The sequence below is a fragment of the Paenibacillus sp. sptzw28 genome, assembly GCF_019550795.1.
GTDB lineage: Bacteria > Bacillota > Bacilli > Paenibacillales > Paenibacillaceae > Paenibacillus_Z.
In genome coordinates, this window is the sequence record NZ_CP080545.1 from 3,826,169 (window position 1) to 3,849,172 (window position 23,004).

At 50.4% G+C, this 23,004-nt stretch carries 19 protein-coding genes, 2 pseudogenes and 1 riboswitch; of the genes and pseudogenes, 4 read left to right on the forward strand and 17 right to left on the reverse strand.

The annotated features are described in order from the left end of the window. Nucleotides 1-109: 109 nt before the first annotated feature. A riboswitch (cyclic di-GMP riboswitch) is annotated at nucleotides 110-202 on the reverse strand. Nucleotides 203-762: 560 nt separating this feature from the next. Continuing rightward, nucleotides 763-951: pseudogene (locus tag KZ483_RS17350) on the reverse strand (winged helix-turn-helix transcriptional regulator); the annotation flags it as partial. A gap of 294 nt (nucleotides 952-1,245) precedes the next feature. Here KZ483_RS17350 and KZ483_RS17355 point away from each other — a divergent pair. Together KZ483_RS17355 and KZ483_RS17360 are read left to right on the forward strand one after the other, a co-directional pair. Next, complete coding sequence (locus tag KZ483_RS17355) at nucleotides 1,246-1,698, forward strand: transposase (RefSeq protein WP_220348744.1); 453 nt, start codon at nucleotides 1,246-1,248, stop codon at nucleotides 1,696-1,698. A gap of 211 nt (nucleotides 1,699-1,909) precedes the next feature. Continuing rightward, nucleotides 1,910-2,422: a transposase gene (locus KZ483_RS17360; RefSeq protein ID WP_220348745.1), complete on the forward strand. Its 513-nt coding sequence runs from the start codon at nucleotides 1,910-1,912 to the stop codon at nucleotides 2,420-2,422. 197 nt (nucleotides 2,423-2,619) lie between these two features. On the opposite strand, the gene KZ483_RS17365 is transcribed toward KZ483_RS17360, so the two are convergent. From KZ483_RS17365 to KZ483_RS17395, 7 genes and pseudogenes are all read right to left on the reverse strand, one after another. Beyond that, nucleotides 2,620-4,215 carry a cellulase family glycosylhydrolase gene (locus KZ483_RS17365; protein ID WP_220348747.1) on the reverse strand — a complete coding sequence of 532 codons (1,596 nt, stop codon included), beginning with the start codon at nucleotides 4,213-4,215 and terminating at the stop codon, nucleotides 2,620-2,622. Nucleotides 4,216-4,502: 287 nt separating this feature from the next. Further along, nucleotides 4,503-4,745, reverse strand: a pseudogene (locus tag KZ483_RS29180) (rhodanese-like domain-containing protein); the annotation flags it as partial. A gap of 50 nt (nucleotides 4,746-4,795) precedes the next feature. Continuing rightward, entirely contained in the window at nucleotides 4,796-5,119 is a 324-nt protein-coding gene (locus tag KZ483_RS17375) for a helix-turn-helix domain-containing protein (RefSeq protein WP_220348748.1), read from the reverse strand. After that, nucleotides 5,116-5,628, reverse strand: coding sequence for a Crp/Fnr family transcriptional regulator (locus KZ483_RS17380; RefSeq protein WP_220348749.1), 513 nt, complete (start codon nucleotides 5,626-5,628; stop codon nucleotides 5,116-5,118). Before KZ483_RS17380 ends, KZ483_RS17375 begins: the two co-directional genes overlap by 4 nt. Before the next feature lie 30 nt (nucleotides 5,629-5,658). Further along, nucleotides 5,659-6,225 (reverse strand): MFS transporter, encoded by a 567-nt coding sequence (locus KZ483_RS17385; RefSeq protein WP_258881305.1) that lies wholly within the window; start codon nucleotides 6,223-6,225, stop codon nucleotides 5,659-5,661. After that, a complete protein-coding gene (locus KZ483_RS17390; RefSeq protein WP_220348750.1) occupies nucleotides 6,222-7,685 on the reverse strand; it encodes an FAD-binding oxidoreductase in 1,464 nt (487 codons plus the stop codon). The genes KZ483_RS17385 and KZ483_RS17390 overlap by 4 nt, the downstream gene beginning before the upstream one ends. Then, on the reverse strand, nucleotides 7,682-8,593 hold the full coding sequence (locus tag KZ483_RS17395; RefSeq protein ID WP_220348751.1) for a LysR family transcriptional regulator: 912 nt from the start codon (nucleotides 8,591-8,593) through the stop codon (nucleotides 7,682-7,684). Before KZ483_RS17395 ends, KZ483_RS17390 begins: the two co-directional genes overlap by 4 nt. A gap of 154 nt (nucleotides 8,594-8,747) precedes the next feature. Here KZ483_RS17395 and thrC point away from each other — a divergent pair, with 154 nt between their 5' ends. Continuing rightward, on the forward strand, nucleotides 8,748-10,031 hold the full coding sequence (thrC, locus tag KZ483_RS17400; protein WP_220348753.1) for a threonine synthase: 1,284 nt from the start codon (nucleotides 8,748-8,750) through the stop codon (nucleotides 10,029-10,031). A gap of 151 nt (nucleotides 10,032-10,182) precedes the next feature. On the opposite strand, the gene KZ483_RS17405 is transcribed toward thrC, so the two are convergent. The 8 genes from KZ483_RS17405 to KZ483_RS17440 all read right to left on the reverse strand — a co-directional run bounded on the left by KZ483_RS17405 (nucleotide 10,183) and on the right by KZ483_RS17440 (nucleotide 19,264). Continuing rightward, complete coding sequence (locus KZ483_RS17405) at nucleotides 10,183-10,539, reverse strand: DoxX family protein (protein ID WP_258881306.1); 357 nt, start codon at nucleotides 10,537-10,539, stop codon at nucleotides 10,183-10,185. Nucleotides 10,540-10,931: 392 nt separating this feature from the next. Continuing rightward, nucleotides 10,932-11,966, reverse strand: coding sequence for a glycoside hydrolase family 88/105 protein (locus KZ483_RS17410; RefSeq protein ID WP_220348756.1), 1,035 nt, complete (start codon nucleotides 11,964-11,966; stop codon nucleotides 10,932-10,934). A gap of 19 nt (nucleotides 11,967-11,985) precedes the next feature. Further along, nucleotides 11,986-12,825 (reverse strand): carbohydrate ABC transporter permease, encoded by an 840-nt coding sequence (locus KZ483_RS17415; protein WP_220348757.1) that lies wholly within the window; start codon nucleotides 12,823-12,825, stop codon nucleotides 11,986-11,988. A 2-nt stretch (nucleotides 12,826-12,827) separates the two neighbouring features. After that, nucleotides 12,828-13,724 carry a carbohydrate ABC transporter permease gene (locus KZ483_RS17420; protein ID WP_258881307.1) on the reverse strand — a complete coding sequence of 299 codons (897 nt, stop codon included), beginning with the start codon at nucleotides 13,722-13,724 and terminating at the stop codon, nucleotides 12,828-12,830. Nucleotides 13,725-13,808: 84 nt separating this feature from the next. After that, nucleotides 13,809-15,149 carry an ABC transporter substrate-binding protein gene (locus KZ483_RS17425; RefSeq protein WP_220348758.1) on the reverse strand — a complete coding sequence of 447 codons (1,341 nt, stop codon included), beginning with the start codon at nucleotides 15,147-15,149 and terminating at the stop codon, nucleotides 13,809-13,811. A gap of 120 nt (nucleotides 15,150-15,269) precedes the next feature. After that, nucleotides 15,270-16,814 (reverse strand): response regulator, encoded by a 1,545-nt coding sequence (locus KZ483_RS17430; RefSeq protein ID WP_309568679.1) that lies wholly within the window; start codon nucleotides 16,812-16,814, stop codon nucleotides 15,270-15,272. Nucleotide 16,815: 1 nt separating this feature from the next. Further along, entirely contained in the window at nucleotides 16,816-18,609 is a 1,794-nt protein-coding gene (locus tag KZ483_RS17435; RefSeq protein ID WP_220348760.1) for a cache domain-containing sensor histidine kinase, read from the reverse strand. 142 nt (nucleotides 18,610-18,751) lie between these two features. Beyond that, on the reverse strand, nucleotides 18,752-19,264 hold the full coding sequence (locus tag KZ483_RS17440; RefSeq protein ID WP_220348761.1) for a GrpB family protein: 513 nt from the start codon (nucleotides 19,262-19,264) through the stop codon (nucleotides 18,752-18,754). 459 nt (nucleotides 19,265-19,723) lie between these two features. Here KZ483_RS17440 and KZ483_RS17445 point away from each other — a divergent pair, with 459 nt between their 5' ends. Further along, nucleotides 19,724-21,487: an ABC transporter ATP-binding protein gene (locus KZ483_RS17445; protein ID WP_220348762.1), complete on the forward strand. Its 1,764-nt coding sequence runs from the start codon at nucleotides 19,724-19,726 to the stop codon at nucleotides 21,485-21,487. Here KZ483_RS17445 and KZ483_RS17450 read toward each other — a convergent pair. Further along, nucleotides 21,484-22,773, reverse strand: a complete 1,290-nt coding sequence (locus KZ483_RS17450; protein WP_220348763.1) for an amidohydrolase — start codon at nucleotides 22,771-22,773, stop codon at nucleotides 21,484-21,486. The genes KZ483_RS17445 and KZ483_RS17450 overlap by 4 nt on opposite strands. Nucleotides 22,774-23,004 lie beyond the last annotated feature (231 nt).

Consider the following 23,004-nt stretch of genomic DNA (forward strand, 5'->3'; position numbering starts at 1 on the left):
ACACAAATGACTACCGACGTTTACGTTTAGGGACTACCTGGCTATTTGTACGCAAAAAAACCCCTGTCCATCATAGAATAAATATGAATAGACGGGGGTACCCGTCGTATTCGGTAGCTGGCAGGCATCGTGGCATTATTTATCCACCTTAGCCCCTATAGCTTTGCGTCCCCACTTTTCAATGGGTTTGCCGTTGTCGTACGATGATATGCATTTGTCGTGTATTGTCAATTTACACGATGTTTTTTTGTTTTGGAATAGGACTTTTTGATTATTTTACCAAAATACAATTCATTAGTCCTGTTTTCTGAAACGCTTACATTTATTTGTTTTTTTTGTTAATCATGCAATGCTTGGAGGGGAGCTGACGGGTTGTGCCATCCGCCATGCCGGCATGCTGACGAATCAAGAAGATGGCCTCCGTCTCTGCAACCATGAGCAGACGGGGGTCTCTTTATGTCTCTGTATGTATAGGAAAACGAGTATCGCAAAGGGATTTCCGGTGCACAATCCATAGACGGATAATAATGAATTTTCATGATTTTAATATAAGACTTAAGGTTTAGGACGCTTAAGTTGAGTCAGGATCAAAATCTGTCTAAATTTGTTGCAATCCTTCGAACTAATCTCGTACTGGTCAAACCTGTTCGTCCGAAAGGAGATATAAAGCGTCTCATGAGAGACGGACCCCGCGTTTCATCGCCGGAGTTTTAAACAGGATGGAATACTTCTGAATCCGGGCCGAGAATTTTTAATTAATCGTCAGCTCTGCCAGCCAATTTGGCGCACAGCCGAATCGGCGCTGTTCATAAATTCGATATGCTTAAAGCCCCATCCGCACAGCTCTCGGAGCTGGTTGGTCAGCATACCCTGTGTCACATTCGGAAGCAGGCGTCTTAATTCCCCGAACCGTTTGGTCCCGTCTTTCAGCAAAATAAACAAAATGAGGGGCCAATGTCATTTAGTTAAGGCGCATAGCCAAAAATCAAGAACAAGAGCAGGTTATCGAAAAGATAGCCGGCTCTTTTTTGTGCGAAAAAGAGAAAAAGGACTTGATAAGTAGGTGGAAATGTGTTGAGAAGCCCCTTGAAAAAACGAGGAGGTTTTGCCAATGAATGAGTACGCGAATTCGCTAAAAGAAACACTGACATACCTCATACGAGAAATGTCATCCGCACCAGCACCTTATGTCAATAACCTGAAAAAGATTTTACCCGAAAGAAAAAACTGCCTTTTGAAACGGTTATGCAACTCCTGATTTCAATGGGAGGCAACAGCCTATATAAGGAACTCCTGGAATCGCAGGGGTATGACGTAAACACCGCAACCACGTCTGCTTTTGTCCAACAGAGAAATAAAATCCTGCCGTCTGCTGTGGAATTCTTGTTTCACGAATTTACGCAAGCGTACACGGATATCAAAGACTACCGAGGTTATCGATTGCTTGCCGTTGACGGTTCGGATTTACTTATCGCAACTGACCCTGCGGATACGGACACCTATTTTCAAAATCAACCGGACACAAAAGGCTTTAACCTTCTGCATTTGAACGCAGCCTATGACTTATGTAACCGACTTTACGTGGATGCCATTGTTCAGCCGCGAAGGTTGTGCAACGAGGGAAAGGCACTAGCTGCGATGGTTGACCGTTCCCCCTTCAAAGGCAAAACCATTGTTATTGCCGATCGAGGTTATTAAAGCTACAACAATTTCGCGCATGTCGAGCGTAAAGGGTGGAACTACGTCATACGGGTAAAGGATTTGGATTCCAATGGTATTCTTTCGGGCTTAAGTTTGCCCGCAAGCGAGGAGTTTGATCGTGACATTCATCTGATACTCACCAAAAAACAAACTAACGAGGTCAAAGCTCATCCTGAGATTTACAGGTTCGTCCCTTCCACATCTACCTTTGATTTTTTGGATTTGCAGGAGAGCTTTTTCCTTTCGGGTTGTTCGTTTCTTCCTGCCTAATAACACTTATGAAACCATCATTACGGATCTTTCTGCCGCTGATTTCCCAGCCGATGAAATCAAGTCCATTTATAACATGCGATGGGGGATTGAAACCTCGTTCAGGGCATTAAAGTACACCGTTGGTCTGACAAATTTTCACGCAAAGAGACGAGAGTCCATCACCCAGGAGATTTTCGCAAGAATGATCATGTACAATTTTGCTGAAATGATGACCTCGCACGTCGTCATTTCCCTAATGGATAAACGGCACCAATACCAAGTCAACTTCACGGTTGCCGTTTACGTGTGCAGACATTTTTTGCGCTCACGAGGTGATGAACCTCCGCTCGATGTTGAAGCGGTGATCCGAAAAAACATTTTGCCGATCCGACCCATTCGCCCAGGGCAGAAGAATACGCGCAAAATCCGCTCTAAATCAGCTGTTAGCTTCGTCTACAGAGTAGCATAATTCAGTCCATATGAACATTATTTTAAGCGGGTATTCCATCCGCTTTGTTTGCTGAACGCTTTTCTCCTTGCTTGCACAAAAAAACAAACGGCACAGGGCTTTTTCCCATGCCGTTCTGATATTCCAATTTTCCCCCGTTCTATCTTTGAGCTAAACCTCACGGACGGTTCTTTAATCGAATGGCTAGTGTATTGTGATTATGGATTAACAAACTGCCATTGCAAGTTGGTACTTGGATCATTGCTCCACATTATCAAGTCGGAGCCGTTAGTCGTATTGCCGCCGCCATCCAAATAAAGGCCGGTAGCGACGTTCTTTATCCTGTAGTTGCTCCCATATTCTTCCAGAACCCACCACTGGTTGTTGCTGCTACTGCTGCTCCACTGTCTGCAAATGGAACCGCTCGGAAGTCCCTGCCCGTCGAGATACAGCCCTGTAGCAACATTTTTGATTTTATAATAGCTGCCGTAGAATTCCAATACCCATCTTTGGTTGTTGCTGGTGCTGTCGCTCCATTGGCCAGCATTTTGATTGTTTACGGTACGGCCCATGCCGTCAATATATAACCCTGTCGTCACGTTCTTCATTTTAGTGGTGTTCATGACACTCATGATCGCATCAATAATTCCCTGTTGAGTGATCGTATTAGTAGACCTGTCAAATAATCCAAAGCCATACTGTCCGTTATAATTATTATCCCAAATAATAGGTACCGCACCGTATTTCTTAGCCGTGGCGCTTACTGCTTTGGCATATGCCGCGCGATACGTATTATTCGATGAATCAAAATTTGTTTTATCTACAGAACCATATTCACCGACGACTACAGGATATCCTTGTGTTACGAATTTATCATACATGGACTTCAACTGCGAATCCAAATAATCTTCCTGGCCCCAGGTTGATTTTTTCGAGGTGTTGGTCGCGGTTGCTCCCCATTGGGTGATGGTGCCGGATTCTTCGCCGGCGAAGTCCCAAGGCGAGTAATAATGAACGGAGATCATGATTCTCTTCTCGGAACTCGGTATTGAAGATGATCTGTAATTGTCCGTCGGAACCACAAAGCCATATTGGCCTGCTGTATAATCAATGTTCGTATACCAACCCGGAACAAGCAGCCATCTGGCGCCATTGTTTCCTCCGGTTTGTCTTACGGTATCGATGAAGATTTGATTTAATGTATTAAGGTTTGAATAGTAGGTGGGGTCAGGATTGCCACTGCCATAACCTACTTCGTTCATGGATTCAAAGATCAAATGCTCATCATAATTGACAAACGTATTCGCAATCTGCTGCCAAACTTTTTGATATTTAGCCCTGAGCGTTGTTTGGTCGCTTGAATTGACGTGAATCCAAGCCCCGGTAGAGTCTTGGAGCCCGTCATGATGGATGTTGATAATAACATACAGGCCCTCGTTGTAGGCATAGTCCACGTAAGTTTTCACTTTGTTCAGCCATGTGGCATTAATGGAATAATTAGGTGCGCTACCGATGAAATTCATGTACGAAACAGGGATACGGATCGTTTTGAAGCCTGCAGCCTTTACCTTTTGAATGAACGCTTGCGTTACATTAGGAGTGCTTTCGAAGGGTGTACCGTTGTTAGCGAGATCTAACTGATTGCCATAATTCCAGCCCGCACCCATTTCAAAGACCATTTGCGAAGCATTCAACTGGGTGAAATCGGCCGTTTCTGCTGCTGATGCCACTTGACTCCAACCGGGAATGACCATTGAAAACACTAATGCCATTGCTAACATAAAGCCCTTGAACGGTTTAACTTTTGACAGCATGCCAAAAACCTCCTTCTCTTCTAGGAAACGAGTTTTGAAAAACGCTTACAAACAATAGCAGGCCTTTTGATTTCCCTCCTTTCTAAGAACGGTCTCATAGAATGTCTTTCTGAAGACCAGAGTGAGCAGCTGCTGTGCTGCAAGCCCATTATATAATGGTAAGTGCCAAGAAAATACCCCATAAATTGACTCAAAACCAGACAAAAATATTGAAAAAGTAAGAACGCATGCGTAGGAAATGGCCACGAAGAAAAAAGAACCGGCGGAGGCCGCCGGCTAGTCGAGGCTTATTGCGGCGGATACTGTTCTATACCCGGAATGGTGTAGATTCTGCTATATCCTGCATCTATAAGTGCTTGTGCCGCTAAAGAACTCTTATACCCCTTTTGACAGTAAAGGATTAGTGGAGTATCCTTTCTATCGCATACCGAGAACGGGTTATTGGATATATCCTGTAACGGTATACAAATGCTTTCCTGTATATGTCCGATCTTATAATCCTCATGAGTCCGTACATCAACAATCTTTGCAGTTTTATCATTGTAATATCAGCTTCCATGCTTCATCGGGGGACAGATGTTTACTTTGAAATACTCTGCCTCCTGTCTGAGGAATACGCTGGCTGGTCCTTGTCAAGCATTCTTACAACAACTGCTGCTGCTTCAGCGCGAGTTAAACTGCCCAGAACGACGAACACGGTACTGTCGCGCGCGTGCATGATACCTTTAACATACACCTCACATTCGGTCTGATGCAATTCCTTCATTTTCTCGCGTCTCACGATACTGATCTTCCCGCGCTTCGTATCGATAAGGCCGCTTCTTTTAAACTTCGCGAGCGTCCGGCTGACGACCTCCCGGGCTGTTCCAAGCTCTACAGCAAGCGCTTCATGCGTGACACTCACATCCGCACGATCGGGTTCAGTTGCCACTCCGCCAATCGTTTCTCAACACTCTCAAAGAGAACGTTGTGAAGCATAGTCCAAAGCTGCATAAAACCGTCCAATATATTCTCAAAGATATAATTCCACAGGTGCGGGTAAACTTGAATCCATTTCAAAAAAGCGGACTTCTGCACAAACAGGACCCGAATTTGAGTTTCGGATATCATATAACCCGGATATTCGCGTTCGCTGAGCGAGCTTAAAACCATCAAGGCGCAAACATCGCCGGCTGTAAGGCGGGCCTCGATAACTTCCCTGCCGTTCTCCCCGGATCCCACGATCTTCACAGTTCCCTCGAGAATAAAAATCGACGCGATTCTGCAGCGCTCCGCATCAAACACGACCGTTTTCCCCGGATAGCTTCGTATTTGCGGCTGACATTCATCCCAGTCAGGCCCAGCTATGGACCGAAGCATGGGGAAAGTATCAAACACGCCGGAGGACTCCAGCTTTTCCTTCATCCCTTTCATCCGTTCCCTCCCGCTTCACGCTCCGATGTACTAGACGACCTTCACCCTGGCGAGCATCAACCCGCTAACGAATAATATCAGCGATCCGATGTAAAACATGACATCAAGCGTGAACAGATCGATAAGAAAGCCTCCAGCTATGACCGCTATGCCGGAGAAAATCGACAGCCCCACGTGATAGCGGCCGATCTGCTCGCCGCGCCGTCCCTGCTCAGTCACATCGGCGAGCAGCGCTTTCTCGCATGTCCGCTGCATGGCGCCGAACGCGCCCATCGCGATCTGCAGCGCATACACCTGCCAAATATCGGTGACAAGCGGAAACGCAAGAAACAGAAGGGACGTCCCCCATGCGCTGACAAGCAGAAAGATCCGGCGGCCGTAGCGGTCGGATGACTTGCCGAACCACCAGTTCAAGTACGCCGAGCAGAGTGTAAATAAGCCGTACGCTATCCCGTATTGCGTAAAGTCGCCGCCGATCTCCTTCACGAAAATCAAATAAAACGGAAATACAATGCCCGATCCGAACGTCATCATGCTTTGCGAGAGCATCATCCACCTAAGCGCGGAGTTCTCCCTAATCCGGGTTTTTATTGTCATGGCGCATACCTCGCATAAAATTCATTTATAAACCGCAGCTCCGGGTCCAGCCGCCGCTTGGCGGCAAAGAATTCGTCCGCCCGCGGATAAGCCTGCCGGAGCTGGCCGGGTGAGGCAAACAGCTGGTAAGGCAAATAATAGGTGCCGTTGTTGCGCAGTGCCAGGTCGGTTATGCTCTGCGTCGACTGCTCGAGCCGCTTCACCGCTTCAGGCGAACGTTTGTTATTGAACAGCAGTACAAACGCAAAGCTGTCATGCCGGGAATAGGACAATACAGCCTCTTCATTGCGGGGCACATAACGGACCGTAATATTCAGCAAATTAAGCCCGTCCTTCCGTAAAATATCCCTCAGACCATCGACAAACGGAATGAAACGGTCCACCGGCACAAAATACTCCTGCAGCAAGTCGGTCTTCTGGGGATCCGCATACTCCATAAACTGCGCTGCCGGGCGCATCGCGTTATTGCGCGAGATCAGCTGGCCGTCTTTCATCATATAGCCTTTCTTCTGCAAGTTCCAAATAAGATCCTTGCCCCAGTCAAACTTACGGGATAAACCGAACATGAATTTCGTCGCGCCAATGAACCGCTCATCGTTAAGCTTTTTCAAGCTGCCGCTTAAGGGCTCGTCAGATTTATCGTAAGTCGTCACGAACATATCGGTTAAATAATGATTCGGGGAAACGGATAACCGTGCAATCGCCATGGCGACGTCCGGATTGTCATTGACATGCCCGCGGAAATAATCCGGGAAATTGCGGTAGCCGATCGGCACTGTTTTCTGCTTATAAACAGTATCGTCTGTAAGACGCAGATCCGCATCGAGAATAATGCCGAACAAGCCGTACCCTCCGATCACCAACGGAAAAAGCTCCGCATTCTCCGTACGGCTCACCCTCACGATTCGCCCGTCCGCCAGCATAAGCCTGAACGATTCAACCGACTCAATGAGAGGCCCCTCGCCCATATCCCGCCCATGGACATTAACGCTCATAGAGCCGCCGACGGTGAACAGATTTTGCGACTGCATGATACGGACGGAGAGCCCGAGCTGCTGAACCGCTTCCTGCACCTGCTCCCATGTGGCGCCGCTCTGCACCTGAATTCGTTTGCTTGTCCCGTCAACGCGGATTACCTCGTTGTAATCCCTCATATCGAGCACAATCGCATTGTCATAGAACGTCTGTCCGCCCTGACTGTGCCGCGCTCCGGAGACCGATATAGGCAGTCCTTTGCGCCCAGCCTCCCTTAACGCTTCGGCAATATCTTCGGTATCCTTGACATGCACGACTTTATAGACGCGGACGCTCATCAGCCTGCTGACATCGGATGCGTATTCAGCGCTTGGCATATTCGAGCGTATGAGAAGGGATGCAGCGAAGAGCGCTGCATAAACTGCAAGGGCAGCGGCCCACAAACGCCGGGAAGAGGCGGCGGAAGTGCGAAACGCGCGAATCATGACGGCTCCCCAAGGACAAGGTGAGAGGTGCTGCCGGTTATGATATCGGCGAAATGCTGTGCTAACGGTGTCAGTGAATCGCCCTCCCGGGTCAAGAGGACGATCGGGTTATACTGGACCTCTCCTTTGACATACACGCGGCTGATTTCACGCCGCGCCACCGCCGGCTTCGCTTCCAATGACGAGACGAAGGCCGCACCGAATCCGGCCGCGACGGCGTGCAGCGTTTCATGAAGACCGTTCACACTCAGCGCAGTCTTCGGCGGCGACACACCGTTTGCTTCTAACAATGCAAGCAGTCTCTCGCGCAGAGCGCTTCCCTGCTCGCGCATGACGAAGCCTTCGAGTGCCATACGGCTTAAATTGACGGTTCGGCCTGCAAGCGGGTGATCCGCTGCAACAATGAACCAGAGCTCGTCCTCCAGGAGCAGCCGCCGCTTCAAACCGGGGCAAGCCTCCCTGCTGCCTCCGATCAGCGCGAGATCCGCATCGTAATGCAGCAGCTCCTGCATGGCGTCGCGCGCGTTCAGCGTCCTCATCGTGACGTTCGCGTCCGGCCAGACCGATCGGAAGGCAGTGAGCCAGCCGGGCAGCAGAAAGCCAGCCGGCAGCGAAGTGGCCGCGATCCGGAGCGAACCGGCAGCGCCTGAGCGGTATGCGGCAATATCGCGTGTTATATCCTGCTCCAGCGCGAACAGCCTGGCGGCGTGCCCGGCGACCCGCCGGCCCGCTTCCGTGAGGAATATTCCTCTGCCCTTCGGCGCCAGCAGCGTTAGCCCAAGCTCATTCCCTAAGTTACGGACATGCGCGGTCACAGCTGGCTGACTGATCAGAAGTCTCTCAGCCGCCCGGGTGACGCTCCCGGCCGCCGCAACATGATGAAACACAATAAGTCCATACAGGTTCAAGTGCATCCCTCTGCATAATCATAATTTTTCATTATAATAAACTAATATTTCTGTATTGGAATTATCAATCAATTACACCTATTGTAGAAGCAAGCGATCGCGGGCGACAAGGGAACAAGCAATAAAATAACGTTAAAGCGAGGTGAACGCTCTTATGAGAGCCGCTTGTTCAGAATGCGGTATACAAACGTCTTTATCGCCCATGCAGTACAGCTGCAGCTGCGGCGGGCTGCTTCAAGTTATCCATGCTGCCTCCGAGCCTGATACGGATAAGCTGAAGAGGATCTTTCACGAACGGCGATCCGAGCGGAATACGCTATACGCAAGCGGCGTATGGCGTTATAAGGAGCTGATTGCGCCGGATCTCCCGGACCATATGATCGTTTGCAAAAATGAAGGCAATACCGGAATGTACCAGTCGGAGAGTCTGACGGAATACGCGGGGGTTCGAGGGTTATCGCTAAAAGCGCAAAGCGAAAATCCGAGCGGGTCCTTCAAGGATAACGGCATGACCGCAGCGGTATCGCACGGCCGGTGGCTCGGGTATGACCGCTTCGCCTGCTCGTCTACCGGTAACACATCGTCGTCGCTCGCGATGTACGCGGCGCTGGCAGGCGTAAAGTCTATCGTTCTCGTGCCGGACCGTGATGTTTCCGCAGGCAAAGTGCTGCAGACGCTCGCGTACGGCGCGGATTTATGCACCTTCAGGGGCACATACGACGACGGCATCCGCTTTCTGCAGGAGAATGCGGAAGAGCTCGGATTGTATGTCTGCAATTCAATCAATCCGCTTCGAATCGAAGGCCAGAAAAGCATTATCTATGAAATCGCGCAGGAGCTGGATTGGAAGCTTCCGGACTGGATCGTTCTGCCGGGCGGAGCACTCAGCAATGCCGCTGCATTGGGGAGAGGGCTGCAGGACCTGTTCTCACTCGGATTTATCGAGCGGCTGCCGCAGGTTGCTGTCGTGCAGGCGGAAGGCGCGAGCCCCTTTCATCGCATGGTCGCATCCATGCGCTGCAGCGGTAACAATGGTCTACCGCCATGTATTGAGTTCCATTCCGAACAGCAACCGCAAACCCGCGCCTCGGCCCTCAACATCGGAAATCCGCCAAGCTGGCGCAAAGCGCTGCGGACATTAACATTGACACAGGGAACAACCGTCTCGGTTTCCGATCAGGAGATCATGGAGGCGAAGGCTTACATCGATCGAAGCGGGATCGGATGCGAGCCGGCTTCCGCCGCAGCGCTTGCAGGGCTCCGCAAGCTGGTGCGGCAGGGAGACGTACATCCCGAACAAACGGCAGTCTGCATCTTGACCGGCAATATGCTTAAAGACACGGACGCGATCAGCGAGTATCATCTGCGGAACGATCCATCCTCGGCGCTCCGCAATACGATGCGTCAAGTGGATTTGATTTATGAGGCTTTCCAATAAGTACGAATATGCAATCATGACATACTTATGGTTTCACCGGCAACAAGCCACGCAATTGGCCACGCCCATTAACGTGACCGAAGCGTGGCTTCGTATTTGCCGTTATTGAAACCGGACGCCGGGCATAGTGCTTCAGCACGCTTCTACTTCCTCAATCCCCTCTGTTTTGAAGAGGAAAGAGTCTACGCACTTTATCGTTCCTGAGCCAAATTCCTCCCCAAGTCAAAATCGCAATATAAACCGGAAACAATGTATGGCTGAAAAGCGGGTTATCCATCCGAATATGTGTAGCGATCGCTCCGCCAAAATATCCGGTTAGCAGCACGGCGCCCAATACAGAAGTGCGGGGAATAGCGTAAAGAATTGTAGAAAGAAGCCCCAGTACCCCAATGACAACAATATGATGTTCCGCATAGCCAAGTGCCAATGTACCTTCCACGACAGGTTCAGGTTTCATAAATTTCATTACACTATCAAACAGCATAAACAAGATGACAAGTCCGCTCATAATGCCGGCCGTCCAAAGCCGGCTTCTTGACATGGTTTTCGTCGTCATTATTTTTCCCCTTTCATATTTTCGGGTCCCTCACATATTGCTGCATGTATTCTGCCTCATCTCTGATAAATATATATTAGCATAAAAAAATGATTCGAGGTTTCTTTCGGATTGCTGTCTTTACTTGGGTCACCATGCTGAGTGATTCATGAATCGAACTATTTCCCTTCATACTTTGGTTAATACCTTCCAATACCAAAACTCCCTCCATTTGAACTTGACCAAAGCATAAACTATTGCACTAGTGTCAATGTCAACATTAATCAACTCTTCAAGAAAGCAAAAAGTGCAGCCTCTCAATATTTTGAGAGACTGCACCTTTGATCAACAATGATCCGATAACTTTAACTGTAAACCCGGCCTGACGTACGGAGCAGGTCAGCCAGGAATACAAGCGCCAACCCTTGTCCCCAGCCCTGCACCCTCTTATGCGATACACCCCGATAGCCGTCGATATCGCGCATAACGGCGGTTCCGGCTGATACGCCGAATACCGATCCGTCTTCGGATACTTGCTCCAGAATCCCCTTGATCGAACGGTTTACGTTTCTGTTGTACAGCGAGCCTGTGTGAAGCAGTGCGCATGCAATACCTGCCGAGCCTGAGGTTTCCGTATAGGAAGAAACGTCGGTCAGTACCGTGTGCCACATTCCATTATCGGCCTGAAGCCGGACAAGGGAGCTGAGCTGGTCCCGGAGCGAGCCCTCGATAATCATGAACGAAGGATGAGTAACGTGAATGAGCGGCAGCGCCTTCGCCATCGTAAGCGCCGCCCAGGCATTGCCTCTCGCCCAAAAAATACCCGACATATGATTCCCGGCAATATTATCCCAACCGTGATAATACAAATTGGTGACTGTATCCTGCAAATACTGTTCGTGTCCGTGATACTGCAGCAATCCGTCCTCCAAATAATCGTCACGACCGAGCAATGCCCCCATCCGGACGAGAAAATATCCCGCCATCATCATGGTGTCAACCCATGCCTGCTCGGGGAAATTGTAATCAACCGAGTTGACCGTGTGCTGGAAGACGCCTTCGCCGAAGCGCGGAGCCTCTGCCTTCAAATATTCGGCCATTTTTTCGGCAACCTCCAGATATGTCTTATCTTCTGTCGCCTTGTAGAGTGAAATCAGCGAATGGCCGATCGATACGCCATTGACCGACAGCTTGGGCAGCCCGTCCTCGAGCTTCTCATCGACCCACGCCTTGAGGAGGTCGATATATTCCGTTTTCCCTGTGGCCTCGAACGCTTCGGCAACGCCATAGAAGGCGACCCCTCCTGGCCAGTCCCAGCTAAAATCCATACGGAACGTACGATCGACGACCCGGTCGATTACGTCCCTGATATGCTGTTCATCAAACATGAGTGGCGGCATAAATGTATCTCCTTCCCGATCAGCCCTTCAACCCGCTTGTGCTGATACCCTCGACGATAAATTTTTGAAATGCGAAAAATACGGCGATGACCGGAATCAGACTGACTGTGGACATCGCAAACATGGCTCCCCAGTTGGATAACGTGTCACTGTCCAGAAACATCTTGAGCGCCATTGATACAGTATACATGCTCGGTTTATTGAGATACAATACCGGTCCGAGCAGATCTTCCCAGCGCCAGTAGAATGAGAAGATGGCCGCCGTCGCCATGGCCGGCGCGACCAGCGGGAGGATGATCCGCCAGAAGAGGCGGAATTTGCCGCAGCCGTCTATCGTCGCCGCTTCATCCAGCTCGGCCGGAATCGTCCGTATAAACTGGATAAGCAGAAAAATGAAGAACGGCGCGCCGAAATAATTCGGTACCACGATCGGTTTAATCGAATTGAGCCAGCCCAGTTTGGCGAACAGAATATATTGCGGCACCAGCACGACATCATGGGGCAGCATGAGTGTCACCATCATAATCGTAAACCAGAACGTTTTGCCGGCAAACTTCAGCCTTGCGAAGCCGAAGGCTACGAGAGCCGACGAGAGCACCGCCCCGATCGTCGAAAGAATAACGATGACAAGCGAGTTTTTAATAAAGGTTGTAAACGTATAGCCCCCTACCCCCTGCCAGCCGTCCAAATAATTACTCCAAATCCAGGGAGACGGTATAAGCGACTCGGCGGTAATGAAAATCGTTTCGCTTTGCTTGAACGAGCTCATGACGAGCCATATGACGGGATACAGCATGAGAGCTGCCCCTACGGCCGTAAACAGGTGATAGAGAGACCACTTGATCGGTTTCAGGCGCATCGTTAGCTGTCCCCCTTCGACTCATAATGGACCCAGAACTTGGAGGTTTTGAACAATATCGCGGTCAGGACCGCTATAATGATCAGCATCACCCATGCCATCGCCGAAGCGTAGCCCATATTGGAGAAGACAAAGCCTTGACGGAACAAATAGAGCGAATAGAGCAGCGTTCCGTCCAAGGGACCGCCCTCTCCCTTCGAAATGATGTAAGCGGGAACGAACGTCATGAAAGCGCCGATTGTTTGCATGATGGCATTGAACAATATAACGGGACTTAGCATCGGAAGCGTAATGCGGAAGAAACGCGAGAATGCATTGGCTCCGTCGACGCTGGCCGCTTCATAGTAGCTGCCGGGAATGTTTTTGAGTCCGGCCAGAAATATGAGCATGGATGAGCCGAACTGCCATACGGATAAGAAAATCAGCATCCAAAGCGCCGCAAGCGGATTGCCGAACCAGCGGACGGCGTCCAGACCCAGCGCCTGGAGCAGCAAATTGACTACGCCTTCGTCACCGAACAGGTTTCGCCACATAATAGAGACCGCCACACTGCCTCCGATAATGGATGGCAGATAGAACATCGTCCGGTAGAAGCCTATCGCGCGGGACGCCGTATTAAGCAGCACGGCGATAAGAAGCGCGAACAGAAGGCGCAGCGGTACACCGCCTACTACATAGAGAAATGTGACCTTTAGGGATTTCCAATATTTCGGGTCGCCAGTAAACATTTTCACGTAATTATCAAGCCCCACCCACTTGGGCGGCGAGAATAAATCGTAATTTGTAAACGACAGGTATAGTGAAGCGAACATCGGCACAAGCGTAAAGATCAGAAAGCCGAGAACGAATGGACCTATGAAAATATATCCCGTCAAATGGTTTTTCCATGCGATTTTCAAATTGATTCAACCCCTACTGCCTTAGGCTTTCTTAGTTATGCGGCGGCCGAATGCTCTGCACCCGCCGCCGCGATAATGTTGCTGTTATTTGTTTTTAGCCAGAACGGCGTTTGCTTCTTCCCTGAACTTCTTGGCTGCCTCTTCAGGCTTGATCTGGCCGAATGCCATCTGCTCGCTGTAGGATTTGAATATATTGATGATTTCCGCAGTTCCGACCGGATCCGGCGGATCCATCGGCGTGCTGTTCGTTTCAGCCCATGCGACATAGTCGAATACTTGCACCTGTGCCGGCTCCAGTATCGGCTTGAGAGCCTCCTTCACCTTTGAGGATACAGGCACTCCGCGATCGCCTTTAATCAGCTTGTTGGCTTCGATATCGTTGACGAAGAAATCGATAAATTTAGCCGCTTCTTCTTTATTTTTTGAGTTTTTGGAAACGGACAGGTACATGCTCGGCTTCAAATATAATCCGGCCGTTCTGTCAGGTCCCGGCATATGCTGCATTTCAAGCGGACGTGCGGCAACCTGCTGCAGGCCGATGAATTGATTCGTCCACTGCCAGATACCAATCGCTTTCCCTTTGACCAAAGGGTCATCCTCGACGCCTTTCACCTGTGCCAAATAATCGGGATTCGGCACCGCGCCGCTGTGTACAAGACCTGAAGTCTGACTGAAGAAATCGACGAACAGCTTATCGTCCTCATAGCCTAGCGCCGTACCGTCGGCATTATAGAGATGCTGCCCCTTGGTGCGCAGATAGTATCCGAAGAACACCTCAGGACGCATGCCGGTATCGAAGAACAAGCCTGCCGCCTTCGCTTTGTTCGCTAACGTTATATATTCCTCCCATGTCCAATCGGGATTCAGCTTGTCGACGCCGATTTTCTTGAGCAGCGCAGGATCATACTGAAAGTTGACGACGTTTACGCCTGCATTAAAGCCATACAAATTATCGCCGACCTTGCCGCCTGCCACCGCGTTATCGGATATATCGGAGACGTTGATGATATTCGACAAATATGGCGTCAAATCTTCAAGCTGGCCCCTCATTCCGTATTGCGACAAATAGGAGATATCCATCTGGATAATGTCAGGCAGTTCGTTGGCCGCAGCTTGCGGCGCGAGCTTCTTCCAGTAGTCGTCGTAGTTTGCGAACTCCGGTTCAATATTTACGTTCGGGTACTTCTTCTCATACATTTCGATAACCTTCAGCGTGTAATCGTGACGAGGCTGTCCGCCCCACCAGGCAAACCGCAGTTTTACGTTCTTAGGCTCTTCCGCCTTCTCCGCATTCTTGTCCGATTCACCGGTTGTTCCGGCGTTCGTTGTCCCCGAACCTGCGGTTTCATTATTGCCGCCGCTTCCGCAGCCTGCGAGTGCAAACAGGAGCGTGAAGCCAAGCAGCAGCAGCATCGTCTTCTTCATGGAATGATCCCCTTCCAGCTAATTGTATTGGCAGCCCTTACATTAACAATTATAGTTTTTTACCGGCCAAGGGGAATTCAAAAAACCGTCGCGTTTGTTCAAAAAACAGAGAAGCCGTATTCACGACCACCGTTTGTAATCCGTCGGGGAATATCCGGTGTGCTTCTTGAATACTTGGCTGAAATATTGCGGATTATCGCCAAAGCCGAGCAGCTCGGCGAGCTCGAACACTTTGACGTCATCCATCTGCCCGATCAGCTGCATCGCCTTCTCCATTCTTCTCCTCGTTACAAAGTTCGAAAACTTCTCGCCCGTTTCTTTCTTGAACAGCTTCCCTAAATAATCGGCATTCATATACAGCATCTCGCTCGCCACCCAGCCCAGCGAAAGACGCTGGTTGGGCAAATTGGCTTCGATACACCCAAGAACCTTGGCGATGATGTCCGACCGTTTGTGCTGGTGCAGCTCCTCGTTCGACTTGCAAATTTGCCTGGCGGCTCCAAATATAAACTCACGCATTGCCTGAAGCGTTTCCAGCTCATCCAGATGAGCCAGCATTTTCAGGTAACCGTTCATACTGGCCGCGTCCCCCTGCCGGACGACGGCAACATACAGGGGGATAATATATGATTTGACGATTGCCGTCTCGAAGCGGTGACCGGACAACGATTCGAAGAAGCTCTCCAGCTCCCGCTCCGCCTCGCTCCAGCGTCCGGATCTAATATGCAGGCAAACATTTTCTTCGTCATACAGGAAAGTTTCCGCTTCCGAATCGGCAAGCGGCGCGACGTCTTTTTTCGTGATAAGGCTTCCTTCACCCAAATAAAACCGGTGCTCCAGACACTCCAGCGTCTCCCTGTACATCCGTCTTGCGCCGGTTATCTCATCCGGTTCGCTGATCGCGGCGGTCAGTTCCAGCTTGTAAAAATTCGTAAACGTGCGCTTGATGGAATCGACCTGCGCAAATACCGCTTCGAGTTCATCACTGTCTTTGAGGAGCATCAGTACCTGCTTGCCTATCGTCGTACTAAGCAGCAGCGGCTTCCCCAGCAAGTCCTCTGCAATGTTCTTGAGCGCAAACAGATGCTCGTAATCATAGTCGCCTTCCAGGCGAAATAACAGCAGACGGACCGTCTGATTTTCGACCGGTATGCCGAACATCCTGCTGAAATCGTCCCAGTCGCGGCGGCCGTATGTTTTATTCGTTACCAGCTCCTTAAGGAACTGCTCTCTGGCATGAGGCATAACCTTCCTAAGCTCCGTCTCGACGGATTGCAGAAACATCTCCCGGCTCAGGCGGCGCTCCAAATCCTCCACAATCTCCCTGATCGCGTCCATGATCGACTTCTCATTGCACGGTTTAAGCAGATAGTGCTTCACGCCAAAGCGCATGGCCGTGCGTGCGTAATTAAAGTCGCCGTGTCCGGACAGCATGATGAAGCACACCGACGGGTCGGCTTCGTGAACGTGCTCGACCAGCTGCAGCCCGTCCATTCCGGGCATCCTGATGTCCGTAATGATAATATCCGGACGTTCCCGCTCCACAACTTCCTTAGCCTCCAGCCCGTTGCGCGCGGTCGCGACAAGCTCGGTGCCGCAGGCGTTCCAATCGACAATGCCGGATATACCTTCCAAAATAATGCGCTCGTCGTCCACCAGAAGCACTTTATACAAAACGATCTCCCCTTTCGAAAGGCAAACTGAGCGAGACCCGTGTTCCCCGGTCCTTACCGCTATCTACGGTCAACCCGAAATCTTCCCCGAACAGCAGCTTGATCCGTTCATCGATGTTCCGCAAGCCGACGCCGGAGCCTTGCGGTTTGACTTTCCCGCTGCGCAGCAGCTGCAGGAAGTTCTCGTCCATTCCGGGTCCGTTATCCCCAACCGTAATCGTCATTGAGCCGTCATGCTCTGAGGCATAAATTCGGATTGTACAGGTGTCTATCATTTGCTCCAGCCCATAATTAACCGCATTCTCCACCAGCGGCTGCAGCGAGAGCTTGGGAACGGGACAATCGAGTAAATTCTCCGGAACGTCCAGCTGAAAATCGAGCCGCTCCTCAAAGCGGTATTGCTGAATCGTGATGTAATTGCCGACGATCTCCAATTCGTGCCGGAGCGGAATCAACGGTTCCTTTAAGTTGATGGAGCTGCGCAGAAGAAAACCGAGCGATTCCACCATGCTGGAAATTTGCGGCTGCCTGCTCATTTTGGCCGACCAGTTGATCGTCTCAAGTGTATTATACAGAAAATGGGGATTGATCTGAGCCTGAAGGGCTTTGAAATCGGATTCCTTAATTGCTAGCTGCTTCACGTAATTCTCTTGAATCAAGTCGTTGATCCGCCGTACCATCATCCGGAAATTGCGGTGAAGCTGACCCGCTTCATCCATCGTGATGGATGCATCGTCCGGTTCCTCGAAATCCTCGAAATTACCCGTTCGCACCCGTTTCATCTTGGCATTAAGCCGCTCGATCGGATCAGTGATTCCTTTGGAGAACCGGATCGAAATAAGAACGGCCAATAAGAATAACACGCTGTATATGATGAAAACAGTGGTCTTCACATTTACGATTTTCTCGAAAATGCCATCGTACGGAATAACGTTGATATACGTCCAGCTTGTGTAGCCCGAAGGAACATACGCAAGGAAGTAGCGTTTGCCACCCCGGCTGACAAACGAGTAGCCCTGCCTGGACTTCATATAGGAATTCAATTCTGCCACGGGAACGGGCGGCTGTTCCGGGTATACGGCATCCTCGCCGTCGATTATAACAAATTGGGCAGAATCGCTGCGGAGCCCTTGGGCGAAATCGGCGAATAATTTGCTCATATCGATTCTGACAGCAACCATGCCGAGAGCCTCGAGATTCAATTGGTCATATGATCTGATCTGCCTGGCGGCGCTAAGCGCCCCGTCGGATTTGTCCGGATGAATCCATGTATTTCCTCCTTGACGCAGCGCCGTCTCCTTCCCGATGACCGCCGCACGCTCGCTCGACGTCGTTATCTGCTTCACGCCGGTAACGTATTCATCATTGCGGTAATCGAACATGTGGAGCGACAGAACATATTTATCCAGACCGCCCAAATATACCATTCGCTCCCTGATTTTTGCCGCAAGAACAAATTGGTCGTATTTCGAACCTCCGTGCTTGATCGCTGTCAAATAGGACTGTATGAGGCCATCCGTCGCCAAGCGGAAAGACAGCTGCTCCATCTTCTTAAGTTCCGTCTCGATACTGAACGAAGTCAGATTAAGCGCTTTGGCGGACTGCTGGTAAATCTCTTCGTCATAGATCTCGAATGCGATCTGCTGTACGGCTACGATTAGAACGCCGACCGTCAGCATAACGGCCGATATAAGCGCGATCAGCTTGTACTTGATCCGCAAATTATTATAAAGCGCTTTCATTGCGACCAATGCGGCTCCCCCTTTGCGGACGTCACGGTTAATCAATTGTGAATCCGGCTGCTGCCCGTTTGCTCCTTAATTATAAGACAGTTCCGTTCACTGTCAACGCTGTGACACCATGGTGGAGGATTGAGGAAACCGGCCCCCGACAAAAAAAGCCCGGCGTAGGGGCATCGGCGCCGATTCGCTAAGCTTGTTCAATCATTCGTGTAATAAATCCGGACTTCCCTTCCTGATAAGCGTTTCTGTCTGTTTCATGCAGAACGGCAAGCTCACGCTTGAGCCTCATGTATGCTTGCGCCGCTTCAGGCTCGGTTCTCATCAGCCTGCGAAAGGCAAGATGATTCCGCCAATCCGCACTTTCAATCTCAAGCATATGCAGATGGTGGGTCCGCAGGGGCGCCCCCTTCACAAAATAATGCCGGCGCGGACAGCCGTTCTCCCCGCGGTAAACATATCCGACCGCTTCAAGCGCCGGCACCAGTGCGGCAGCGAGTTCGAATTGCTCCACGGCAACTCCGATGTCGATGATCGGCTTGGCCGCCATGCCGGGTACCGATGTGCTGCCGATATGCTGAATGTCCAGCACGCGGCCGTGGACCGCTCCTGCGATCAGCTCGCGCTCCGATTCGAATAACTTCGGCCATGCCGGCGAATAGTCCGCCAATTTAATAAGCCCGCCCGGAAGACCTAATGTCATAGTTTCCTGACCTCCTTTCGTTTCGGAGACGTATGTTTATTTGCGACTTCATCACGAACCTTAACGCCATATCAACCATACTCCTCCATAATGGCGCGGCAAAACTATTTCGTCAACACGCGGCGGCGTCGAACGTCTGGTCAAGTGAAGCTGGATTTGACATTTACAGCAATTTTCTCGTTGACGTTAATGATGCAATACGATACAATTCGATTACCATTTTACGAAAGGGTGAGTGCAATGCGTACATTCCAACGCCATAACCATAATAGAATATTCGTTGTCCGTTTCACTCAACCGACCGTTTAGCGGCATATTAATAATTGGAAATTTCGATTATTTTTGATATGCATATAAATTTAGGCCATGGTGAAATTTCGCCATGGCTTTTTTGCGCCCTCCGGTGCCATTGAACGGAGCAAAGCCGGGGATATCATTGAGAAAGAGGAGAATCGGTAAATGCAGATAGCACGTAAAAAAAGTATTTTACAGCTGATCAGGAGGAAAGGGTTCAAGCAGTTCCTCACGCTGTGCATTACGTATAAATATTTATATATAACGGTTATATTGCTTCAATTGGGAGTGACGGCCGCCTCGCTGCTGTTCGCAGAAACTAACAGACGTCTCTTCGACTTGGCGCCTGATATTCCCGGCAAAGAGTTAAGCAAGCTGCTGACCGCTTTTTTCGTTTTTATTGCGATGGGTCTGGTCTTCTCCTTGATGGAACGCGTGTACAACCAGATTGTAAATACGAATGTCGTTTTCCGGATGAGAGAGATGGTACTTACCCGGCTAACAAGTTTGTCGCTCCGTTTTCATGAGGATAAACACAGCTCGCACTCAAATAACATCCTCTATAATGAACTGGAAGTGTTCAAGCATTTTGTCGTATTTGATATTTTAAAATTGATATCATTACCTATATCTTTCATTTCCGTAGGCATTTATTTACTTTCCGTAAACCCCGTACTCGGCATAATCGCTATTATGGTCGGCCCGCTCCAGTTCATTAGTAATCTTGTTATTAAAGAGCGGTTCAAGAACCTCGTCACCAGGCAGCAGGAATTAGGGCGGGAATGGTTCTTTCATCTCGGTGAGACGCTTTCCGGAATGAGAGAAATCAAGATGAACCGGATCGAGCATACCGTTTTTCAGAGAATCAATAAGGTTTTCAAGGAAAGTATCGCCCTGTGGATCTCGATTGAGAAAATGTGGGCGGTCCGGGAAACCGTTCGCATTATTCCGGAAAAACTGGGCTATATGATTGGGATAGGGGTAGGCGCATTCATGATGGCGGACGGAAAAATCGGAGTGGGCGGACTCGTTGCTTTCATTACGCTGCTGGACCGGGCGGCCGCGCCGTTTAACAGCATAGTAGAAATCATCAATTCCCTCCAGAGAGTTTCGGCAGGCGCGGAAAAGCTCCTGGATCTTATGGAAACCGAGCCTGAGGACGATGGACGGGGTATTACACTGCTCCCTTCGCCTCCCTCAATCACGTTTGAAAATGTTAATTTTCATTATTACGAGGATCATCAGGTGCTGAAAAATGTCCATTTTACCATTCCGGCCGGCTGGGCGGTGGCCTTGGTCGGGCCAAGCGGCAGCGGTAAAAGCACTATTATCAAGCTTCTGTTCAGGTTTTATCATCCGCAATCGGGGACAATTCGTATTAACGGCCTGCCGATTGAAGCTTATACAATCGATTCGCTGCGCGGGAATCTCGCAGCCGTTTCCCAGGATGTCTATTTATTTGACGGCACGATCCGCGATAACATTGCGATCGGCTCCGGGAATGCCGGCGACGAAGAAATCATTCGTGCCGCTATCCTCTCCCAGTCGGATGAATTTATCAACCGTCTTCCCGAACGCTACGAAACCAAGGTGGGCGAGCGGGGAATCAAATTATCACAGGGGCAAAAACAGCGTATTGCAATTGCCAGGGCAATCATGCGGAAAGCGTCGGTCGTTATCCTCGATGAGCCTACTTCCGCATTGGATGTGGAGACGGAAACCCTGTTTCAGCGAAACCTTGGGGAGTGGGCGGACGGGTGTACCAAAATCATCATCGCACACCGGCTCAGCACCATTCGCGACGCGGACTATGTTCTCTTCCTGGAAAATGGGGAGATCCGCGAAGCGGGAACTCCCCGGGAGTTACTTAACTCCAACGGCCGCTTCAAGGATTTCTGGAATAAACAGGAGATCAAATCGTTCAGCTAGACCCCAGCCACGATTTTCTTCGCACGGCGCGACACTTCCCGGAAGAGCTCTTCCTCGTCTATGGTAAGCAGCCTGCGTGCCTGCATAAGCAGCTTGCCGGCTGCCATGACCGTATCGACGTCCGCTCCGTTGGCGCTGTAGGCGAGCAGCGATTCAACATCATGAACAGGCTGAAGATGCGGCTTTCTCATGTCAATCATAATGAGATCCGCTTGTTTTCCCGCTTCCAGCGTCCCGATTGCATCGTCGAGACGAAGCAGCTTGGCGCTCCTGGTCGTCCCCATCCTCAAGGCTTGCGCGGCCGCCAGCGTTGTAGGATCTCCGTAATCGAGCTTCTGCAGCCATGCGGCCGCCTTCACTTCCTCGAACAGATCAAGCGTCGTGGCGCTTCCTGCCCCGTCAGTGCCGAGTCCAACGGTGATACCCTGCCGCATACACTCCGCAATTGGAGCGATTCCACAGCCCAGCTTCAGATTGCTTACGGGATTGTGGGCAATTCCTCCCTTCATTCCGGCAAGCAGCCGGATATCTTTGCGGGTCAAATGGACTGCATGGGCAAGGAGCACGTGAGAATTCTCAAACAGCCCGAGGTTGTACAAATATTCCGTCGGTGTCTGATTGTACCGCTCGCGGATGATCCCCACTTCTTCCTTGGTCTCCGCCAGATGAATATGGATAGGTATGCCGCGCGTATTCGCGTATTCAATCACTTCCTGCAATGGTTCCGGCGGGCATGTATACGGCGCATGCGGTCCGAGCATTGTCGTGATGCGCCCGTCGGCGCCTCCAGACCACTTATCGATCAGATCGACGGCCTCCCGCATTCGTTTGCCGCCGTCATCCTGCAAATAAACCAGTCCGCGCGACAGCGACGCCCGCATGCCGGTCTCCTTAACCGCCTCGGCAATGCTGTCCATCCCGACATACATATCGGCAAATGCCGTTGTGCCTGAGCGGATCATCTCTGCCATCGCAAGCTTCGCGCCCCAATAGATATCGTCCGGGTTCATCTTCGCTTCGGCTGGCAGCATCTTCCGCTCAAGCCAGTCCATCAGCTTCAAATCATCCGAAAATCCGCGCAGCAGGCTCATAGGAGAATGCTGATGCGCGTTAATCAGCCCCGGCATTATTACCATTCCATCAGCCAGCAGGATCCGGTCGGCTTCGGCCTCAATCTCAGGAGCTACCGCCGCTATTTGGGTATCCTCAATCAACAGATCGCCTTTATAAGGTGCTTCTCCCTCTTTCATCGTCAGTATGGTACCGTTCTTAATGAGCGTTTTCATCCCATATTCTTCCTCCTGCACCGGAGCGAACGCGCTACAGTCCCGTCCGGCGAAACTGTGTAAGCCGCTTGGAAACGCGGCTCCAACTGAACTTTAAACGTTAACGCAGCGTCAAAGTCAAGCCGGTTTATTCTGCCGAATTGAACTCTTTGTTTGGGTTTTTAAGCTTGCGCGCAGGCAGCAATTGTTTTACGATGGTAGAACTTCATTTCCAAACTTTCAAATTAAAGG